This window comes from Paraburkholderia sp. GAS33 (assembly GCF_050436645.1).
Taxonomy (GTDB): domain Bacteria; phylum Pseudomonadota; class Gammaproteobacteria; order Burkholderiales; family Burkholderiaceae; genus Paraburkholderia; species Paraburkholderia phenazinium_B.
On the sequence record NZ_JBNDMP010000001.1, the window covers coordinates 713,520 to 729,621 of the forward strand.

The following is a 16,102-nucleotide window of genomic DNA, read 5'->3' on the forward strand; positions in this document are numbered from 1 at the left end:
ACCTCAGACTCGCCTGTCCGACTGCGAATACCGGTGAAGTTGCGTCGCTACTTGCGCTGCCCCGGTGTTTCCATTGATGGGTTCGGCGCGCGGCGTAGATACCGGTAGACCGTATTGCGCGCGAGGCCGAGTTCGCGTGCCGCAGCGGAGACGTTGCCGCCGTGGCGCGAGAGGGTTTGCGCGATCAGGGTAGCCTGCCACTCTTCCATCCGAGCCGGCGAGGCTGGCGAAGCGGACGTGCGCTGGGGCGCGGCGGCTGCGTTTGCGTTGTGCGTCGTCGTCGTTGCGGACACTGCTTCTGTCGCAATCTCCCGCGCCCTTGCGTCGTCCGACGCATCGTCGCATTCCTGCAGGAAATCTTCCGGCAGATGTTCGATCTCGATCTGCGCTGCACCTTCAGCCATGATCGCGGCCGTACGCAGGACGTTCGCCAGTTGCCGCAGATTGCCAGGCCAAGGGCAACGTCTGAAACACGCGAGCACGTCATCCGAGACGCGCACCGGCATCCGTTCGCCCTCGCACTGCGCGGCGAGGATGTGCGACACGAGCGCCGGCATATCCGTGCGTTCGCTGAGTTCAGGCAAGCTCACGACCAGCCCGTTGATCCGGTAGTAAAGGTCTTCGCGGAAGGTGCCGTCTTCGATCATCGAGCGCACATTGCGGTGGGTTGCGCAGACGATCCGCAAGTCGACCGGAATCGCCCGCGTGCTGCCGAGCGGCGTTACCGTGCGCTCCTGCAGCACACGCATGAGCCGCACCTGTTGCGCGAGCGGCATATCGCCGATCTCGTCGAGAAAGAGCGTGCCGCCGTCAGCCTGCACGATCTTGCCGACGCGGCCGCGTTTTTTTGCGCCGGTAAACGCGCCGTCTTCGTAGCCGAACAGCTCGGCCTCGATCAGCGTGTCGGGCAGGGACGCGCAATTGACGGCGATAAACGGCGCCGTGCCGCGCGGCGAATCGTGATGGATCGCGCGGGCCAGCCATTCTTTGCCGGTGCCCGTTTTGCCGAGCACGAGGATCGGAATATCGCGGCCGCGGACTTTCTCGACACGGCGCAGGATCGCCGCCATCCGCGTGTCGCCGGTATCGAGCGTGGCGAGCGTCGCTGGCGTTACCGCACGGGCTGTCGGACGAATCACCGTGGCCACGCCCGATTGCTCGCCAACGCCGCCGGCCTGCACGAACTGACGCGGCGCAGCAAATTCACCGCGCGCGATTACGCGCACACCGCTCGGCAGCATCAGCGTCGTGCATTCGCCGGGCGCGCAGAGCGTCTGTTGCAGCAGGGCCGCAAATGCGCTGCCGAACAGCGTTTCGAACGATTGCCGTTGCAGCGCCGCAAGCGGCTCGCCCAATTGAAACAGGGCGCTGCGATTGGCCGACAGAAACGTGCCGTCAGGCGCAAACGCCGCGAGCCCTTCGTACAGTGTGCCGATAAATTCGGCGCGCGCATGAAAATGGATCCGCACGGCATCGGCAAACTGATTCGCAAACAGATGGTTTTCGATCATCTGCGCGGACATCCGCACGAGCGCCAAGGTGTGCTTATGAAAACCGCGCGTGTCGCCGCTCACATCCAGCGCGCCGATGATGCGGCCATACGGATCGGCAATCGGCGCACACGAGCAGGTCAGGATGCGGTTCGCGTGAAGAAAGTGTTCGTCGGCATGAACGACCGCCGGTTGACGCTCGACCAGCGCAGTGCCGATCGCGTTGGTGCCGCGGTCCGCTTCGGCCCACGACACGCCTGGACATAGCGCGACCCGGTTGGCCTTTTCGATAAAGTCGCTGTCGCCGAGACTATGCAGGATCACGCCGTGATCGTCGGTGAGCAGCACCATGCTCTGGGTGTCGACGATCTGTGCGTGCAGCGTCTCCATCACCGGCAGCGCGTGCGCATACAGCGAGTGATTGCGCTCGACGAGCTGGCGCAGGGCCGTTTGGCGCAATGGATGGAAATCAGGCGTTTCCGAAGCGCGCAGTCCCACCTCGAGCGAACGTGCATGGGACTGCGCAATCAGATCCAGATGGCCAGCCAGGGCGTGGCCAGGGGCAGGCGCCATAGGGGGCGTGCAAGGGCGATGGGTCACTGCTCGTCTCCGGTTGGAATTCGACACAGCGGGTACATTGCCCGTCCGTTGCCATCCCGCAGCGCAGCATGCCGCGCCGTCGAAGTTTCATCTTACAGGATCGGACGCATACCCCGCATGCCGCACGCTGCGGGCTATTCCGTACTTGATTTCGCCCGCAGAGGTGCAATGATTTGAACTATGGGACGCGTTCGCGCCGTGCCCCATTGAGGCCTTGCCCGCCTCGCTAGCGCCAGTTTGGGAGTACGCCATGGTGCACACGGAACATACGGAAGTAGGGGTTGTGCTTGCACTGCTTGCGACGTTTATCGCAGTCATAGGCATAGCGGTCGTGATCCACGGAATGTTGTTCGACGAGAACGGGGTGACCCTCTCGGGGGCCGCAACGGTAGCACTGGGCGTTATCGCCTCTGCCGCTTTCCTGAATCTCTGGCCGCGAGATCACTCGTAGACAGCTCGGTGACAGCCTGCGACGCTGTCCGCGACGCAAGCAGGTCGACGACGGATGCGTAAGTACACCCGCTGGCGGGCGCGGCTGTGTCCGCAGCGCGCGCAGTGTGAGTAGTGTGGCCCCAGGCAGGGTTTGACCTGCACCAGAGTTGGGCCACCTCGAAGGAAAACTTGCGGCGCGCCGGAACTCGTCTACAGTAATGAAATCACCCGCAGCGAGCGTGTTTGCGCGCGTTTCTGCGGTTGGTGTAGCCCGCGCCTCGAGCACTGAGGGAGGCACTTAAAAACAGGCGTGCGCGGCCTCGAGTGATCCACCCTGTCAAACCAAGGCGAATCCCATGCAGATCATTTTCCCGAACGAAACCCCTGAGTATTCGGGGCGCGAACTTACCCTGGCGTTCCCGGCAATGATTGATGGGGAAAGGGTGGAGTGCATGATCACTGCCGAGGCACTTGAGGACCACTACGGCGCGGCATCGCCGCGTCTGGAAGATATGGTCGGCGCTTTCGCCGAGCATCGGGCGCGTATTGAAGCTGCAACGCGCCGTCTGCTGTCGGAAACGCGTGCGCAATGCCTGGTTTTGCGCAGCGGCTATGTGCGCTTCTACGAAGCGAACTGGCGCAACTGACGCAACCTCCGGGCACTACTCAGTAAGGCTAATCAAGCAAAGCCTGGCGCTGCCAGGCTTGAGCGGCGGCGCCTGCCTGCTCGCTCGCCGCCCCACAGATGCTCAGTCGGCGCCCAGATAGAAATAGCGGAACAGAAAGATCGCCGCGATGATCCACACCACCAGCTTGACCTGACGCGCCTTGCCCGTCAGCAGCTTCAGTCCCGCGTACGAGATAAAGCCGAACGCCACACCGTTCGCAATCGAATAAGTGAACGGCATAAGCAGCGCCGTGAGCGCGGCGGGCACCACTTCGGTGGCGTCGTCCCATGGCAGGTCGACCATTTCACGCAGCATCAGGCACGACACATACAGCAGGGCCGGTGCGGTCGCATAGCCGGGCACCACGCCCGCGAGCGGCGCAAAGAACAGTGCAAGCAGAAACAGCACCGCGACGGTGATCGCCGTGACGCCGGTGCGCCCGCCCGCCTGCACGCCCGATGCGCTTTCGATGTAAGCCGTGGTCGACGAAGTGCCCAGCAAGGAGCCAGCGAGAATGGCGGTGCTATCGGCGAGCAGCGCCTTGTTCAGACGATGCATCTTGCCTTCGACCAGCAGGCCCGCGCGGTTGGCGACGCCCATCAGCGTGCCGGTTGCATCGAACAGTTCGACGAGGAAGAACACCATGATGACGTTGAGCACGCCAGCCGAGAGGGCCGCGCGAATGTCGAGGTGAAACAGCGTCGCATCGATCGACGGCGGTGCCGAAAGGATGCCGTGAAACTGGTTACCGCCAAAGAAAAAGCTCAGCACTGTTACGCCGACGATGCCAATCAGAATCGCGCCGCGTACCCGCAGATAATCGAGCGTGACGATGGCAAAAAAGCCGATCACCGCGAGAATCACATGTGGGTCATGCAGATTGCCGAGCGTGACCAGCGTAGCCGGATTGCCGACCACCACACCGGCTGACTTCAGCGAAATAATCGCGAGAAACAGGCCGATACCCGCAGTGATCGCGATGCGGATCGAATGGGGAATCCCATTGACGATCACCTCGCGCACGCGGAACAGCGTGACGATCATAAACAGGCACCCGGAGATAAACACCGCGCCGAGCGCAGCCTGCCATGTGAAGCCCATGCCTTTGACGACCGTATAGGCGAAATACGCGTTCAGGCCCATGCCGGGGGCACACGCAATCGGATAGTTCGCGTACAGACCCATGATCAGCGAGCCGAGCGCCGCAACCAGGCAGGTCGCGACGAACACGGCATCTTTGGGAATGCCTGCATCGCCGAGAATCGCCGGGTTGACGAAGATGATGTACGCCATCGTCAGGAAGGTGGTCAGGCCTGCGAGCAGTTCGGTACGCAGATTGGTGCCAGCTTCGTCGAAGCCGAAGTATCGTTTTACGGAGTCCATTAGGCGGGTCTCGGATCGTGATGAAGTTGCTTGTTGTGTTGTTCGGCAGGCGCCGCCGCTTCACACGGCGGCGGACGCTCGCAAAGCGCTACGGGCGGATTGTAGTCACGATTGACGCTGATGTACCGGATCGGCATGGCTGGCGTGGAGCCGATGCAACAGTCCCGGATGCCGGGCTGCTTGTGTGTTATCGAAGGGGCGAGATGATACCGTGCCGGCGCCCGGACGGTGCGGCGCGACACCAGGCAAGGCGCGGCAAGTGCGCTTGCCGCAGCAGACACGTTTACTGCACGCAGCCAGCCGGAATACCCGCCATTGCACGCCGCTGTGCGACGATCCGTCCGGCCTGCTGCGCGTTGTAGGGATAGTTGATCCAGTCCTGCGGATCGTAGCCCGCCGCACGCCACTGGATGTAATCCGCTTTCACGTCGGCGCGGGTTTTGGGCGCATACGGGTTGCACGAACCCTGCGATGTCTGTGCAAATGCGGTGCTTGCGCAGCATGCCGCCAGCAGTGCGCCGAGGGTAATGCGAGAGATGGTTTTCATCACAAGCTCCTTTGGAGCGATCAGTACAAACCCTGGAATCAGGGTGCGGTTTGCCTGATTCGACATTTAAGCTGCCGACGACGGCTTGCCCATCCTGTCCAGCACGGCACTCAGCAAATCGATCGGCAGCGGAAACACGATGGTCGAGTTCTTGTCCGCAGCGATCGTCGTGAGCGTCTGCAGATAGCGCAGTTGCATCGCCTGCGGCTGCTGCGCCAGCGTCTGGGCCGCCTCCAGCAGATGCTGCGAGGCCTGCAACTCGCCTTCCGCATGAATCACCTTCGCGCGCCGCTCGCGTTCGGCTTCGGCCTGGCGGGCGATCGCGCGGATCATCGTTTCGTTGATATCCACATGCTTGATTTCGACGATCGCCACCTTGATGCCCCAGGCATCGGTCTGTGCGTCGAGCACCTTCTGGATATCCGCGTTGAGTTGCTCGCGATCGGCAAGCAGGTCGTCAAGTTCGTGCTTGCCGAGCACTGCGCGCAACGTGGTCTGCGACAACTGGCTGGTCGCCTCGAAGTATTTCGCCACCTGAATCACCGCGCGTTCCGGATCGACGACGCGGAAATACACCACCGCGTTGACCTTCACCGAGACGTTGTCGCGCGTAATCACGTCCTGTGGCGGTACGTCGAACACGACGGTGCGCAGATCCATGCGCACCACCTGCTGGACGATCGGGATGATCAGCACGAGCCCCGGTCCCTTGACTTTCCAGAAGCGGCCGAGCATGAAGACCACACCGCGTTCGTACTCGCGAAAAATACGTATCGACGAGGCAATCAGCACGGCCACCAGCACGATCAGAATGCTGCTGAAGCCGAATGTGAAACCAATCATGAGGGGTCCCCTTCTGCATGTTGTGATCCTTCCGGCACCACGGTCAGCGTGAGGCCGCGCCGCGCCGTTACACGCACCGCATGGCCGGCCGCAAGCGGCGCCGCGCTACACACCTGCCAGCGCTCGCCATGCACGCGCGCCCAACCCACGCCTGCATCCCCGCCTCCGTGCGGCACAAGCCCTTCCTCGAGCACCACGCCGAGGCTGCCAATCAGCGCTTCCGAACCGGTCACGACCGGCCGTCGGCGCGCGCGCAGCGCCACGCTCGATACCGTGAATACAAACAGCGCACTGAATGCGGTGACGGCCGCGATCACCGGCAAGGGAATGCCGTAGCCCGGCACATCGGTATCGATCAGCATCAGCGCGCCGACCACGAACGCGACAATGCCGCCAAAGCCCAGCGCGCCGAAGGTCGGCAGAAACGCTTCCGCGACCAGGAAGGCGAGCCCCAGCAAGATCAGGCACAGTCCCACGTAATTAATGGGCATCATCTGCATGGCAAACAGGCCGAGCAAGAGGCTGATCGCGCCTACTACGCCGGGCAGCACGAAGCCGGGATTGGCGAATTCGAAAAAGAGGCCGTACATGCCGATCATCAGCAGAATCAATGCCACGTTCGGGTCTGTGATAACCGCGAGGAAATGGCTGCGCCAGTCGGGTTCCAGCGTGATGATTGGAGCGTTGGCCGTATGCAGCGGCTGGTTGCCTGAAACGGTGTTGACCATGCGGCCGTCGAGTTTGCGCAGCAGATCGGGGACGTCGCGCGCGGTGAGGTCGATCACGTGCTGGGCCTGCGCTTCGTTAGCCGACAGGCTCACGGCTTCGCGCACGGCATGCTCGGCCCAATCGGCATTGCGGCCACGCAGTTGCGCGAGGCCGCGAATATAGGCGGCGGCATCGTGGACCTGCTTGCGCATTTCGGTCGATTGCGAGTCGAGTGGCAGCGCGGCAGGAGCGCTTGAGGCTGCCGCGGCGCCTGATGCCCCGGATGTTCCTGATACGGCCGTTGGTGCACCAGCGCTTCCCTGGCCGCCCGGGTTCATCGCCGGCAAGCCGGGTGCGCTTTGTCCCGCTGGCTCCGCGCCGCCCAGACCGACCTGCACCGGCGTCGCCGCGCCGAGATTGGTGCCGGGCGCCATTGCCGCGATGTGGCTTGCGTAGACGATATACGTGCCCGCGCTCGCGGCCCTCGCACCGCTCGGCGCCACGAATGCGGCGACCGGCACAGGCGAAGCCAGAATGGCCTTGATGATCTGCCGCATCGAGGTATCGAGGCCGCCGGGCGTATCGAGCTGCAGCACCGCGAGCGACGCCTGTTGCTGCGCCGCGCGTTGCAGACTGCGCACGATAAAGTCGGCGCTCGCGGGTCCGATAGCGCCGCTGACGGGGATCACGATGACGCCGCCGGGCGCCGGCGCAGCCTCTATGCCAGGGGGAAGGGTGCCGGCGAACGCCAGCAGGAGGCCTAGCGCGGCGACGCCGCGTAGAAACCGGACCGCTAGACCACCGGGGATACGCCGGGGGTGCGGGCCGGATTGCCGGAACGGGAGAAACGGGTACGTTCTCATCGCGGACGGCCAGAGCGCCGTATCGGACCCGACCGTCCCAGATGAGACGTGGCGAGTGAGATCGGGCGGCGCCGGCCGAAAAAAGGGCCTGCTGCTTACAGCTTAGTCCGATTCCGCGGGATGCGTGAGATCGGCCCGCTCGAGCCGGTAATCGGTCGGCCGCATGCCGGTCCATTTGCGAAACGCGCGATGGAATGCGCTTGGCTCGGCGAAACCCACCCGTGTAGCGATTTGCGCGATGCTACGCCGAGTGTCCTGCAGTTCGGCGATGGCAATATCGCGCCGCAGGTCGTCCTTGATGGACTGGTAGGTATAGCCCTCCTGCTTCAGATGCCGTCGCATGGTTGCTTCCGCAACATGCAGACGGAGCGCCATCTGATCGGCGGCGGGCCAGCCGGCCGCCGGCAGCGCACGCAGCACCTTGCGAACCCGCGCCGCCAGCGAGCCTGGATTGCGATACTTGACGACAAAGTTGCCCGGCGCATCGCGCAGAAACGGCTTGAGTGACTGCGCGGTCTGAACCACGGGCAGTTCGAGAAACGCCGGCGCCAGGTCGACGTACGACGCGTCCTCGCCGAACTGCATGTCTTCGCAGAACATCAGCCGGTATTCCTGCGCGGCAGGCGGCTCGGCGCAGCGAAAGCGCGCCGCCAGCAGTGGAATGCGCCGCCCGACCAGCCAGCACACCAGTCCGTAGACCAGGATGAAATACGTTGCGTAGGCGAACATGGTCGGCTGCGGAGTGCCGTCCCGATGGTTGAACGCAATCCGCACGCGGCCGGGGTCTGTGCTGAGTTGTGCGCTCAGATCGTCGAGCACCAGGCGCATGAAACTGAGCGCCCTTGCCAGGGCCTGGCCGCCGGTGCGTGCCGTCAAGGCTGCCTGTGTCATGGCGATAAAGCTGCCGCGACGCATGGGATGCGGATCCTGGCCGAAAAACTCGTCGTCGAGCGCGTTCGCAATGGCGACCCACAGCGCGCCGTATTGCGCTGAAGAAACCCGGCTTTTCGGCGCGGCCAGCATCTGCGGCGCAATGCCGGCGGCTTCGACGAGCGGCTTCACATCGAGACCGCGCGCCCGCGCGAGCGCCAGCGTTTCTTCGACGAGGCTCAGCGAAATCGTCCCTTTATCGTTTTTCGGCGTCATTGAATCGGAATGGGTTGCATGGCATGGGCCTCAAGCTCGGTGGGCGGCCAAGGGTGGGGCACAACCGGCCCAGGCTGGCAAACGCGCTCAAGATTGCGCGTGCCAGAGAACAGTGACCCCGTCAATTTACGTGCAGAAACGTTGCCGGATCACGCGGGCATGGCAAATGCGCTCACGCAGAATGATCGGGCAGAGCATCGAAGCTGTCCAGCGGCTTGCTACACTTGTTTAATCTGGACGGAGACACAGGCGTAAGCCATGGACCATTTCTACACCGATGAACAGCGGATGATCCGCGACGCAGCTCGCGACTTCGCGGTCGATTGCCTCGTGCCGCATGCGGCGCAATGGGACCGCGAGGCAAAACTGCCCGATCAGGTCGTCACGCAGATGGGCGAGCTGGGTTTTCTCGGCATGATCGTGCCGTCCGAATGGGGCGGCTCATACACCGACTACATCGCCTATGCACTAGCGCTTGAAGAAATCGCCGCCGGTTGCGCCTCATGCGCGACGCTGATGAGCGTGCACAACTCGGTCGGCTGCGGCCCGATTCTCAACTTCGGCACCGAGGCGCAGAAAAATGAGTACCTCCAGGATCTCGCTACCGGACGCCGGATCGGCGCGTTCTGCCTGACCGAGCCGCAGGCCGGTTCGGAAGCCCATAACCTGCGCACGCGTGCCGAGTTGCGCGACGGTAAATGGATAATCAACGGCAGCAAGCAGTTTGTGACCAACGGCGCGCGGGCGAACATCGCCATCGTGTTTGCCGTGACCGATCCCGAACTGGGCAAGCGAGGCATCTCGGCTTTTATCGTGCCCACCGACACCCCCGGTTTCAACGTGGGCCGCCCCGAGCACAAGCTCGGCATCCGCGCCTCGGATACCTGCCCGATCTCGTTCGAGGACTGTGCCATCCCCGAGGCGAATCTGCTCGGCCAGCGCGGCGAAGGGCTGCGCATCGCCTTGTCGAATCTCGAAGGCGGACGCATCGGCATCGCGGCGCAGGCACTGGGCATCGCCCGCGCAGCCTTCGATGCGGCGCGTCTCTATGCTCGCGAGCGGATCCAGTTCGGCAAGCCGCTGACGGAACACCAGTCCGTTGCCAATATGCTGGCCGATATGCTCACGCGCCTGAACGCTGCCCGGCTGCTGGTGCATCACGCGGCGCGGCTGCGCAGCGCGGGCAAGCCGTGCCTGTCCGAGGCATCGCAGGCGAAGCTGTATGCGTCCGAGATGGCCGAGGAGGTCTGTTCGCACGCGATCCAGATTCATGGCGGCTATGGCTACCTGGAGGACTACGCGGTGGAGCGTCACTATCGCGACGCCCGCATCACGCAGATCTACGAAGGGACGAGCGAAGTACAAAGAATGGTGATCGCGCGACACGTTTGAGTGCAGAATGAAACGCCAATAGAACGCACATGCGCCGGACGCTACGGCAGCATCTGCACGAGACGGGAGCTAGCCCTGAAGCGCTGACCCCCTTCGACAAAGGAGACGACGATGACCGAGCGAACCATTCCGATTTCGACGAAGGCCTTCCTCGATGCGCGCGATCTCCTGTTGCGCCATCGCACGGACTACGAGCGCGCGTATAGCGAGTTTGCCTGGCCGGTGCTCGATCAGTTCAACTGGGCGCTCGACTATTTCGATGTGATCGCGCAAGACAACCACAACCCGGCCTTGTGGATCGTCGACGCTCCCAGTGGCCCGGGCACGAAGTTCTCGTATGCGCAGATGTCCGAACGCTCGGCGCGGATGGCGAATTTTCTGCGCGGTATCGGCGTAGGACGTGGCGACCGCCTGCTGCTGATGCTGCCGAATCGCGTCGAACTCTGGGACGTGATGCTGGCGGCGATGAAGCTCGGCGCGATCGTGTTGCCCGCAACCACCCAGCTTTCCGCCGACGACGTGCGCGACCGCATCCAGATCGGCGAGGCGAAATTCGTGGTGGTGGATAGCGCGGAACTGGCGAAATTCGATGGCCTCGATATCCCGCTGACGCGTCTGTCGGTCGGCGCGCCGCGTGACGGCTGGATCGATCTTTCCGCCGCTTACGATGCCACCCCGCAGTTCACGCCCGATGGTCCGACGCGCGCCACCGATCCGCTGCTGCTGTACTTCACGTCCGGCACCGCGTCGAAGCCCAAACTCGTGGAGCATACGCATCAAAGCTACCCGGTCGGTCACCTGTCGACGATGTACTGGATCGGCCTGCAACCGGGCGATATCCACTGGAACATCAGTTCACCCGGCTGGGCCAAGCATGCGTGGAGCTGCTTCTACGCACCGTGGAATGCGCAGGCCTGCGTGTTTGTCTTCAACTACGCGCGCTTCGTGCCGAAAGAAACGCTCGACGTGCTGGTGCGCTGCAACGTCACGACGCTGTGCGCGCCGCCGACCGTCTGGCGCATGCTCGTGCAGGAGCCGCTGGCCGACTATCCGGTCAGGCTGCGCGAGATCGTCGGCGCGGGCGAGCCGTTGAATCCGGAGGTGATTGAGCGTGTGCGGCATGCATGGAACGTGACGATCCGCGATGGCTTTGGCCAGACCGAGACGACCTGCCAGATCGGCAACTCGCCCGGTCAGCCAGTGGTGCCGGGCTCGATGGGCCGGCCGTTGCCGGGCTACCGCATCGAACTCGTCGATGCCGACGATCATCCCGTCAGCGAAGGCGAAATTGCCTTGCCGCTCGCGCAGCGCCCGCTTGGCCTGATGACGGGCTACGCGAACAGCGCGAATGCAACCGTCCAGGCGATGCGCAACGGCTATTACCACACCTCCGACGTGGCGCTGCGACGCGACGATGGCTACTACGTGTACGTGGGCCGCGCCGATGACGTGTTCAAGTCGTCCGACTATCGGCTAAGTCCGTTCGAACTGGAGAGCGTGCTGATCGAGCACGAGGCGATTGCCGAAGCGGCCGTGGTGCCGAGTGCCGACCCCGTGCGCCTGTCCGTGCCGAAAGCGTTTGTCACGGTTCGTCATGGCTATGAAGCCGGCCCCGAACTCGCGCGCAGCGTGTTCCAGTTTTCGCGCGAAAAACTCTCCCCGTACAAACGGATTCGCCGTCTGCAATTCAGCGAGTTACCCAAGACCATCTCCGGCAAGATCCGCCGCGTTGAACTGCGGCGCCGCGAACTGGAACGGACCGCCGAACCCGCGCGTCTGCCAGGGGAGTACTGGGAAGAGGACTTCGCGGATCTGTCGGGCGGGAATAGTAAATAGACCGAAGCCGTCGCAGCGCTGCACTGTCTACCTCTTTTTCAAACGCTATGAACCGTGCGTCCGGTTACGCGCAGCGGCGATAGCACAGCATTTCCAGCCGGAGACGCATGATGATCGAACTCGACTACGCAAACGACGGCGCCGTCGCCCTGCTCACGCTCAAACGCCCGCCCGCGAACGCCTTCACCCCGGACGGACTCCTGCAACTGCAACATACGGTCGAACGCCTGAACGGTGAGGCTCGTGTGCGCGCGATTGTCATCACCGGTGACGGTCCGAAATTCTTCAGCGCGGGCGCCGATCTGAACACCTTCGCGGATGGCAATCGCGATGTCGCACGTACTGCCGCTGCGCGCTTCGGCGCCGCCTTCGAGACGCTGCAAAACGCACGCGCCGTGGTGATTGCCGCGATCAACGGCTACGCGATGGGCGGCGGCCTCGAATGCGCGCTGTCCTGCGATATCCGGATTGCCGAGCAGCACGCGCAGCTCGCGTTGCCGGAAACGGCAGTGGGCTTGCTGCCTTGCGGATGCGGCACGCAGACGCTGCCGTGGCTGGTGGGCGAAGGCTGGGCGAAGCGGATGATTTTGACGGGCGAGCGCATCGATGCCGCGACGGCATTGCGGATCGGCCTCGTCGAAGAAGTGGTGGAGAAGGGCGCCGCACGCGAAGCCGCTTTAGCAATGGCGGCACGTGTGACGACGCTCAGTCCGCAGGCGGTCTCTTTCAGCAAGACCCTGATCCATCAGGGCCGTCAAGGCGTGCCGCGTTCGGCGGCGCTCGCGGTTGAACGCGAGCGCTTCGTCGATCTCTTCGATGGGCCGGATCAACGCGAAGGCGTCAACGCGTTTCTCGAGAAGCGGCCGCCGCAATGGCATGTAGCGTAGGTTGCGTCAAACCTCGCTCAACGGTTCCGCAACGAACTCAGCGGCGGCAGGCGGTGCGTTATCCGCCGCTGCCTTGACCCGGTTGACCCACAACACAGCCGCGATCGTGATGCCCGCCGCTACCCAGCCCACCGTGCCATAACCGGCAATCTGTCCGCTCGCGGTATTGGTCAGCATCAAGCCGCCGAGCCACGCACCGCAGCCCATCCCCAGCGCCTGTAACGCGCTGTTCGCACTGAGAAATGCACCCCGGCGGGTAGGCTCGGGAACCGTCGTGAGCAGGGCCTGCATGGGGATCATCCGTCCTGACATCGACACCATAAAGAACGGGAAAAACAGCACCATCGCCACGAACGGAAGATTGGGCAGGTGGGTCACGAACAGCACCGGCAGCAACGACACCAGAGCGGCAATGCGGAACACCCGATGCTTGCCGTAGCGGTCAGCAAGGCGCCCAATCGCACGCGACGTAAAGAACGTCGCGAAACCTCCGCCCATATACATCCACGAAAGATTTGCGGGCGCCACGGCGTGATTGAGCACCAGCATCGGCGAGATAAACGGAATCACCAGCATATGCGACACCATGATCATGAAGGTGAGCGCAAACGCATTCAGATGCCGCGGATTGGTGAGCAGGCGTCCGAGGTCGGGCAAGACCTGGTTCAACGGCGGTGGCCGGCGGCTCAGATGCTGCGCCAGCGACGGCACGATCTGCATGCCGGCAAACCAGATCACCACGGAGAGCACCACCAGCAGCAGGAACGGTGCCGCCCAGTTGAAGTGCGCCCCGAGCATGACGCCGGCCGGCACGCCGGCAATCGCGGCCAGCGAGAGCGAGGTCATGATGATGCCGGTGGCCGCACCACGGCGCTGCACCGGAACCACGTCGCCGACGATCGCCATGACCACCGAGCCCAGCACACCGCCCGTAATACCGGCAAATGCGCGCGCCGCGAGCAGCAACGGAAAGCTGCTGGCGAGCGCACAGCCCAGGTTGGACACCGCGAACAGTGCGTACACCGTCAACAGCAGCTTGCGCCGGTCGAAGCGGTCGATATAGGTGGCGGCGAACAGCCCCGACAGTCCCGAACACCACGAGTAAGCCGACACTGCCGTCGCGAAGGCCGCTGGTGTAATGCCGAAGGTATGCATGATCTGCGGACCCAGCGGCATCATGACCATGAAGTCCATGATGACAGTGAACTGCGTCAGCGCGAGCAGCCAGAGTAGACGCCGTTCGTGCTTTGTGCTGATGGAATACATCGGCAAGATCCTTGAAAAGGGTAAAGCCAGCCGTGGGGCTGGCGATGATGTTGGCGAGTTTGCGCGGGCTCAGTCGTCGAGGTTTTCGTGCACCGCCACGGCGCCCTGTTTCCAGTAGCTCGCCGCACGGATGCGCGATTTGTCGACGCCGCGCTCAGTGCACAGGTGATACCGCACCGCGCGCATCGTGGCGGATTCGCCGGCAGCCCAGACATAGCCTTCGCCATCCGGCAGATACGTTTCACGGACCGCTTGCAGCAATGCGTCGCCGCGATACGGTGAGTCGCTGCGGTAGCGCCACACCGCATGCAGTTCGGCCTGCGTATCGAATTCGATGCGCGCCGACGGATCGGCGACTTCGAGGACCGCCGCCACGCGGGTGCCGGCAGGCAGCTCCTGCAGACGTCGGGCGATGGCCGGCAGGGCGGTCTCGTCGCCGATCAGCAGATGCCAGTCGAAAGCGGTGGGAATGACCAGTGAGCCGCGCGGACCACCGATGCCCAGATATTGCCCGACCTTTGCCTGCGCTGCCCAGCTCGCGGCCGGCCCGGCTTCGTGCATCGCGAATTCAATATCCAGCTCGCGCGCGGCGCGGTCATAGCGGCGTGGCGTGAAATCGCGCGCCACGGGTCGCGGCTGATCTTCCGGGAACACCGGGCCGTTCGGGCCTGCCTCTGGCAGCACCGGTTTGTCGGCGCCCGGCGCCGGGAAGAAGACCTTGATGTGATCGTCGAACGAAGCCGATTCGAAGTCGTGCAGATCGTCACCGGCGAGGGTGACGCGAATCAGATGAGGCGTCAGCGGATGAACCCGCGTGACTTGCAGCAAACGGAATTTCAGCGGATGACGTACGCGGGTAACCGCGAGATCGGACCTGGTCAGCATAAATGTTCTCTCCGGTGATGTCGGGTAGCGCGCGGGATTCTGGCCACCTGGGCTCAGATATCTCCCGCGCCGGCGTCGGTGCCGGTGTTCGTGCCTGCGTCCGGCTTGCCTTCGATTTCAGCCGTGGCGCGCGCGAGGATCGCGGCGATGCGGCGTTGTTCGTCGGCCGGTACGTTGTCGCGGCGGAACAGCGCATGCTTGAGGGCACGGCGGGCTTCGATCAGCTCGGGCAGCCAACCGCCTTCGCTCGGATCCAGCGGCTCTTCGCCAGCGAAGGCGCGCCGCACGGAATCCATCTTGCGGGCAATATGGTTCAGCTTGGCGAGCATCATCTCTGCCCGTTCGCGGTTGTCAGCGAGGTGCTGGCGGCCGGCGTCGGCCAGTTCGTAGCGCTTGCGGTTGCCTTCGAGCTGGACGGTCACGAAGCCGATTTCTTCGAGGTAGGTCAGCGCGGGGTAGACCATACCGGGACTCGGACTATAGAAACCGTTCGAGCGTGTTTCGAGCGCCTTGATGAGTTCGTAGCCGTGGCTCGGCTGGGCGTCCAGCAGGGCCAGCAGCAACAGTTGCAGATCGTCCGAGCTGAATTTGCGGCCGCGCGGGAAACCGTCTCCGTCGCCGCCGAAACCCCCAGGGCCGCCGGGACCGCCAAAGCGGCCGCTACGGTCACCGCCGCGTTCGCCGCGATGGTGCTGATGGCGGCCGATGGCGTGCCACAGGGCGTGCAGCGCAAAGCGCTCGGGAAAGGCTCCGCGGGCGGCGAAGAAGTCTTCGAAACCACGGGGTGAGCGGGCGTGGCCGCGGCCTTCGCGCTCGCCACGGCCTTCGTGGCGTTCGCGGCCGCCCTCGCGGTATTGCTCGCGGCTGAGGGCATGCCACAGCGCATGCAGCGAGAAACGGTCGGTGGAATACATGCCGTCGATGTCGTGATGACGGCGGGAATGATGTGAATGACGCATCTGCGTTCTCCGGGTGTGTCTTAAGATGTGTCTTAAGATATATATCTAAAGATACTCTGTCAAAGAGAAAATACGGGGATGGATCAGTTTTTTGTTTGGTGTGTGGAGGGCGGGGGCGCCGCGGTCGAAGTGCTGAGGCGTTATGCGCAGCACAAAATTGAGGTGTTGCCTGGTGCGGGGGTTGGGAGACAGTGGAG

Annotated in this window: 14 protein-coding genes; 5 read left to right on the forward strand and 9 right to left on the reverse strand. The window is 63.6% G+C overall.

What is annotated here, in order from left to right:
* Positions 1 to 47: 47 nt before the first annotated feature.
* Positions 48 to 2,090 (reverse strand): sigma-54-dependent Fis family transcriptional regulator, encoded by a 2,043-nt coding sequence (locus tag P3T24_RS03325; protein WP_429432414.1) that lies wholly within the window; start codon positions 2,088 to 2,090, stop codon positions 48 to 50.
* A gap of 250 nt (positions 2,091 to 2,340) precedes the next feature.
* Here P3T24_RS03325 and P3T24_RS03330 point away from each other — a divergent pair, with 250 nt between their 5' ends.
* Positions 2,341 to 2,541 carry a DUF2964 family protein gene (locus P3T24_RS03330; RefSeq protein WP_074268727.1) on the forward strand — a complete coding sequence of 67 codons (201 nt, stop codon included), beginning with the start codon at positions 2,341 to 2,343 and terminating at the stop codon, positions 2,539 to 2,541.
* A 337-nt stretch (positions 2,542 to 2,878) separates the two neighbouring features.
* Positions 2,879 to 3,169: a DUF1488 domain-containing protein gene (locus tag P3T24_RS03335; protein WP_074268726.1), complete on the forward strand. Its 291-nt coding sequence runs from the start codon at positions 2,879 to 2,881 to the stop codon at positions 3,167 to 3,169.
* Between the two features lie 102 nt (positions 3,170 to 3,271).
* Here the strand turns inward: P3T24_RS03335 and P3T24_RS03340 are convergent, their stop codons facing one another.
* The 5 genes from P3T24_RS03340 to P3T24_RS03360 all read right to left on the reverse strand — a co-directional run bounded on the left by P3T24_RS03340 (position 3,272) and on the right by P3T24_RS03360 (position 8,680).
* A complete protein-coding gene (locus tag P3T24_RS03340) occupies positions 3,272 to 4,573 on the reverse strand; it encodes an NCS2 family permease (RefSeq protein WP_429432417.1) in 1,302 nt (433 codons plus the stop codon).
* Positions 4,574 to 4,856: 283 nt separating this feature from the next.
* Positions 4,857 to 5,120, reverse strand: a complete 264-nt coding sequence (locus tag P3T24_RS03345; protein WP_429432420.1) for a DUF4148 domain-containing protein — start codon at positions 5,118 to 5,120, stop codon at positions 4,857 to 4,859.
* 66 nt (positions 5,121 to 5,186) lie between these two features.
* On the reverse strand, positions 5,187 to 5,963 hold the full coding sequence (locus tag P3T24_RS03350; RefSeq protein WP_074268723.1) for a slipin family protein: 777 nt from the start codon (positions 5,961 to 5,963) through the stop codon (positions 5,187 to 5,189).
* The gene (locus P3T24_RS03355; protein WP_429432423.1) at positions 5,960 to 7,534 is read right to left on the reverse strand and encodes an NfeD family protein; all 1,575 of its coding nucleotides are present in this window, start codon (positions 7,532 to 7,534) and stop codon (positions 5,960 to 5,962) included. The genes P3T24_RS03350 and P3T24_RS03355 overlap by 4 nt, the downstream gene beginning before the upstream one ends.
* A gap of 102 nt (positions 7,535 to 7,636) precedes the next feature.
* Positions 7,637 to 8,680, reverse strand: a complete 1,044-nt coding sequence (locus P3T24_RS03360) for an AraC family transcriptional regulator (protein ID WP_429432426.1) — start codon at positions 8,678 to 8,680, stop codon at positions 7,637 to 7,639.
* A 258-nt stretch (positions 8,681 to 8,938) separates the two neighbouring features.
* Here P3T24_RS03360 and P3T24_RS03365 point away from each other — a divergent pair, with 258 nt between their 5' ends.
* The 3 genes from P3T24_RS03365 (at position 8,939) to P3T24_RS03375 (ending at position 12,795) form a co-directional block, all read left to right on the forward strand.
* Entirely contained in the window at positions 8,939 to 10,072 is a 1,134-nt protein-coding gene (locus P3T24_RS03365) for an acyl-CoA dehydrogenase (RefSeq protein ID WP_074268720.1), read from the forward strand.
* A gap of 111 nt (positions 10,073 to 10,183) precedes the next feature.
* Entirely contained in the window at positions 10,184 to 11,908 is a 1,725-nt protein-coding gene (locus P3T24_RS03370) for an AMP-binding protein (protein ID WP_429410143.1), read from the forward strand.
* Between the two features lie 110 nt (positions 11,909 to 12,018).
* Positions 12,019 to 12,795 carry an enoyl-CoA hydratase gene (locus P3T24_RS03375; RefSeq protein WP_429410374.1) on the forward strand — a complete coding sequence of 259 codons (777 nt, stop codon included), beginning with the start codon at positions 12,019 to 12,021 and terminating at the stop codon, positions 12,793 to 12,795.
* Between the two features lie 6 nt (positions 12,796 to 12,801).
* Here the strand turns inward: P3T24_RS03375 and P3T24_RS03380 are convergent, their stop codons facing one another.
* The 3 genes from P3T24_RS03380 to P3T24_RS03390 all read right to left on the reverse strand — a co-directional run bounded on the left by P3T24_RS03380 (position 12,802) and on the right by P3T24_RS03390 (position 15,905).
* A complete protein-coding gene (locus P3T24_RS03380) occupies positions 12,802 to 14,061 on the reverse strand; it encodes an MFS transporter (protein ID WP_429410141.1) in 1,260 nt (419 codons plus the stop codon).
* Positions 14,062 to 14,130: 69 nt separating this feature from the next.
* The gene (locus P3T24_RS03385; protein ID WP_074268716.1) at positions 14,131 to 14,946 is read right to left on the reverse strand and encodes a siderophore-interacting protein; all 816 of its coding nucleotides are present in this window, start codon (positions 14,944 to 14,946) and stop codon (positions 14,131 to 14,133) included.
* Between the two features lie 53 nt (positions 14,947 to 14,999).
* Positions 15,000 to 15,905: a PadR family transcriptional regulator gene (locus tag P3T24_RS03390; RefSeq protein WP_074268715.1), complete on the reverse strand. Its 906-nt coding sequence runs from the start codon at positions 15,903 to 15,905 to the stop codon at positions 15,000 to 15,002.
* Positions 15,906 to 16,102 lie beyond the last annotated feature (197 nt).

Excerpts from the sequence above, each read along its gene's own strand:
- P3T24_RS03330 (WP_074268727.1), top strand. The coding sequence starts at position 2,341 with ATGGTGCACACGGAACATACGGAAGTAGGGGTTGTGCTTGCACTGCTT.
- P3T24_RS03335 (WP_074268726.1), top strand. The coding sequence starts at position 2,879 with ATGCAGATCATTTTCCCGAACGAAACCCCTGAGTATTCGGGGCGCGAA.
- P3T24_RS03340 (WP_429432417.1), bottom strand. The coding sequence starts at position 4,573 with ATGGACTCCGTAAAACGATACTTCGGCTTCGACGAAGCTGGCACCAAT.
- P3T24_RS03345 (WP_429432420.1), bottom strand. The coding sequence starts at position 5,120 with ATGAAAACCATCTCTCGCATTACCCTCGGCGCACTGCTGGCGGCATGC.
- P3T24_RS03350 (WP_074268723.1), bottom strand. The coding sequence starts at position 5,963 with ATGATTGGTTTCACATTCGGCTTCAGCAGCATTCTGATCGTGCTGGTG.
- P3T24_RS03355 (WP_429432423.1), bottom strand. The coding sequence starts at position 7,534 with ATGAGAACGTACCCGTTTCTCCCGTTCCGGCAATCCGGCCCGCACCCC.
- P3T24_RS03360 (WP_429432426.1), bottom strand. The coding sequence starts at position 8,680 with ATGACGCCGAAAAACGATAAAGGGACGATTTCGCTGAGCCTCGTCGAA.
- P3T24_RS03365 (WP_074268720.1), top strand. The coding sequence starts at position 8,939 with ATGGACCATTTCTACACCGATGAACAGCGGATGATCCGCGACGCAGCT.
- P3T24_RS03370 (WP_429410143.1), top strand. The coding sequence starts at position 10,184 with ATGACCGAGCGAACCATTCCGATTTCGACGAAGGCCTTCCTCGATGCG.
- P3T24_RS03375 (WP_429410374.1), top strand. The coding sequence starts at position 12,019 with ATGATCGAACTCGACTACGCAAACGACGGCGCCGTCGCCCTGCTCACG.
- P3T24_RS03380 (WP_429410141.1), bottom strand. The coding sequence starts at position 14,061 with ATGTATTCCATCAGCACAAAGCACGAACGGCGTCTACTCTGGCTGCTC.
- P3T24_RS03385 (WP_074268716.1), bottom strand. The coding sequence starts at position 14,946 with ATGCTGACCAGGTCCGATCTCGCGGTTACCCGCGTACGTCATCCGCTG.
- P3T24_RS03390 (WP_074268715.1), bottom strand. The coding sequence starts at position 15,905 with ATGCGTCATTCACATCATTCCCGCCGTCATCACGACATCGACGGCATG.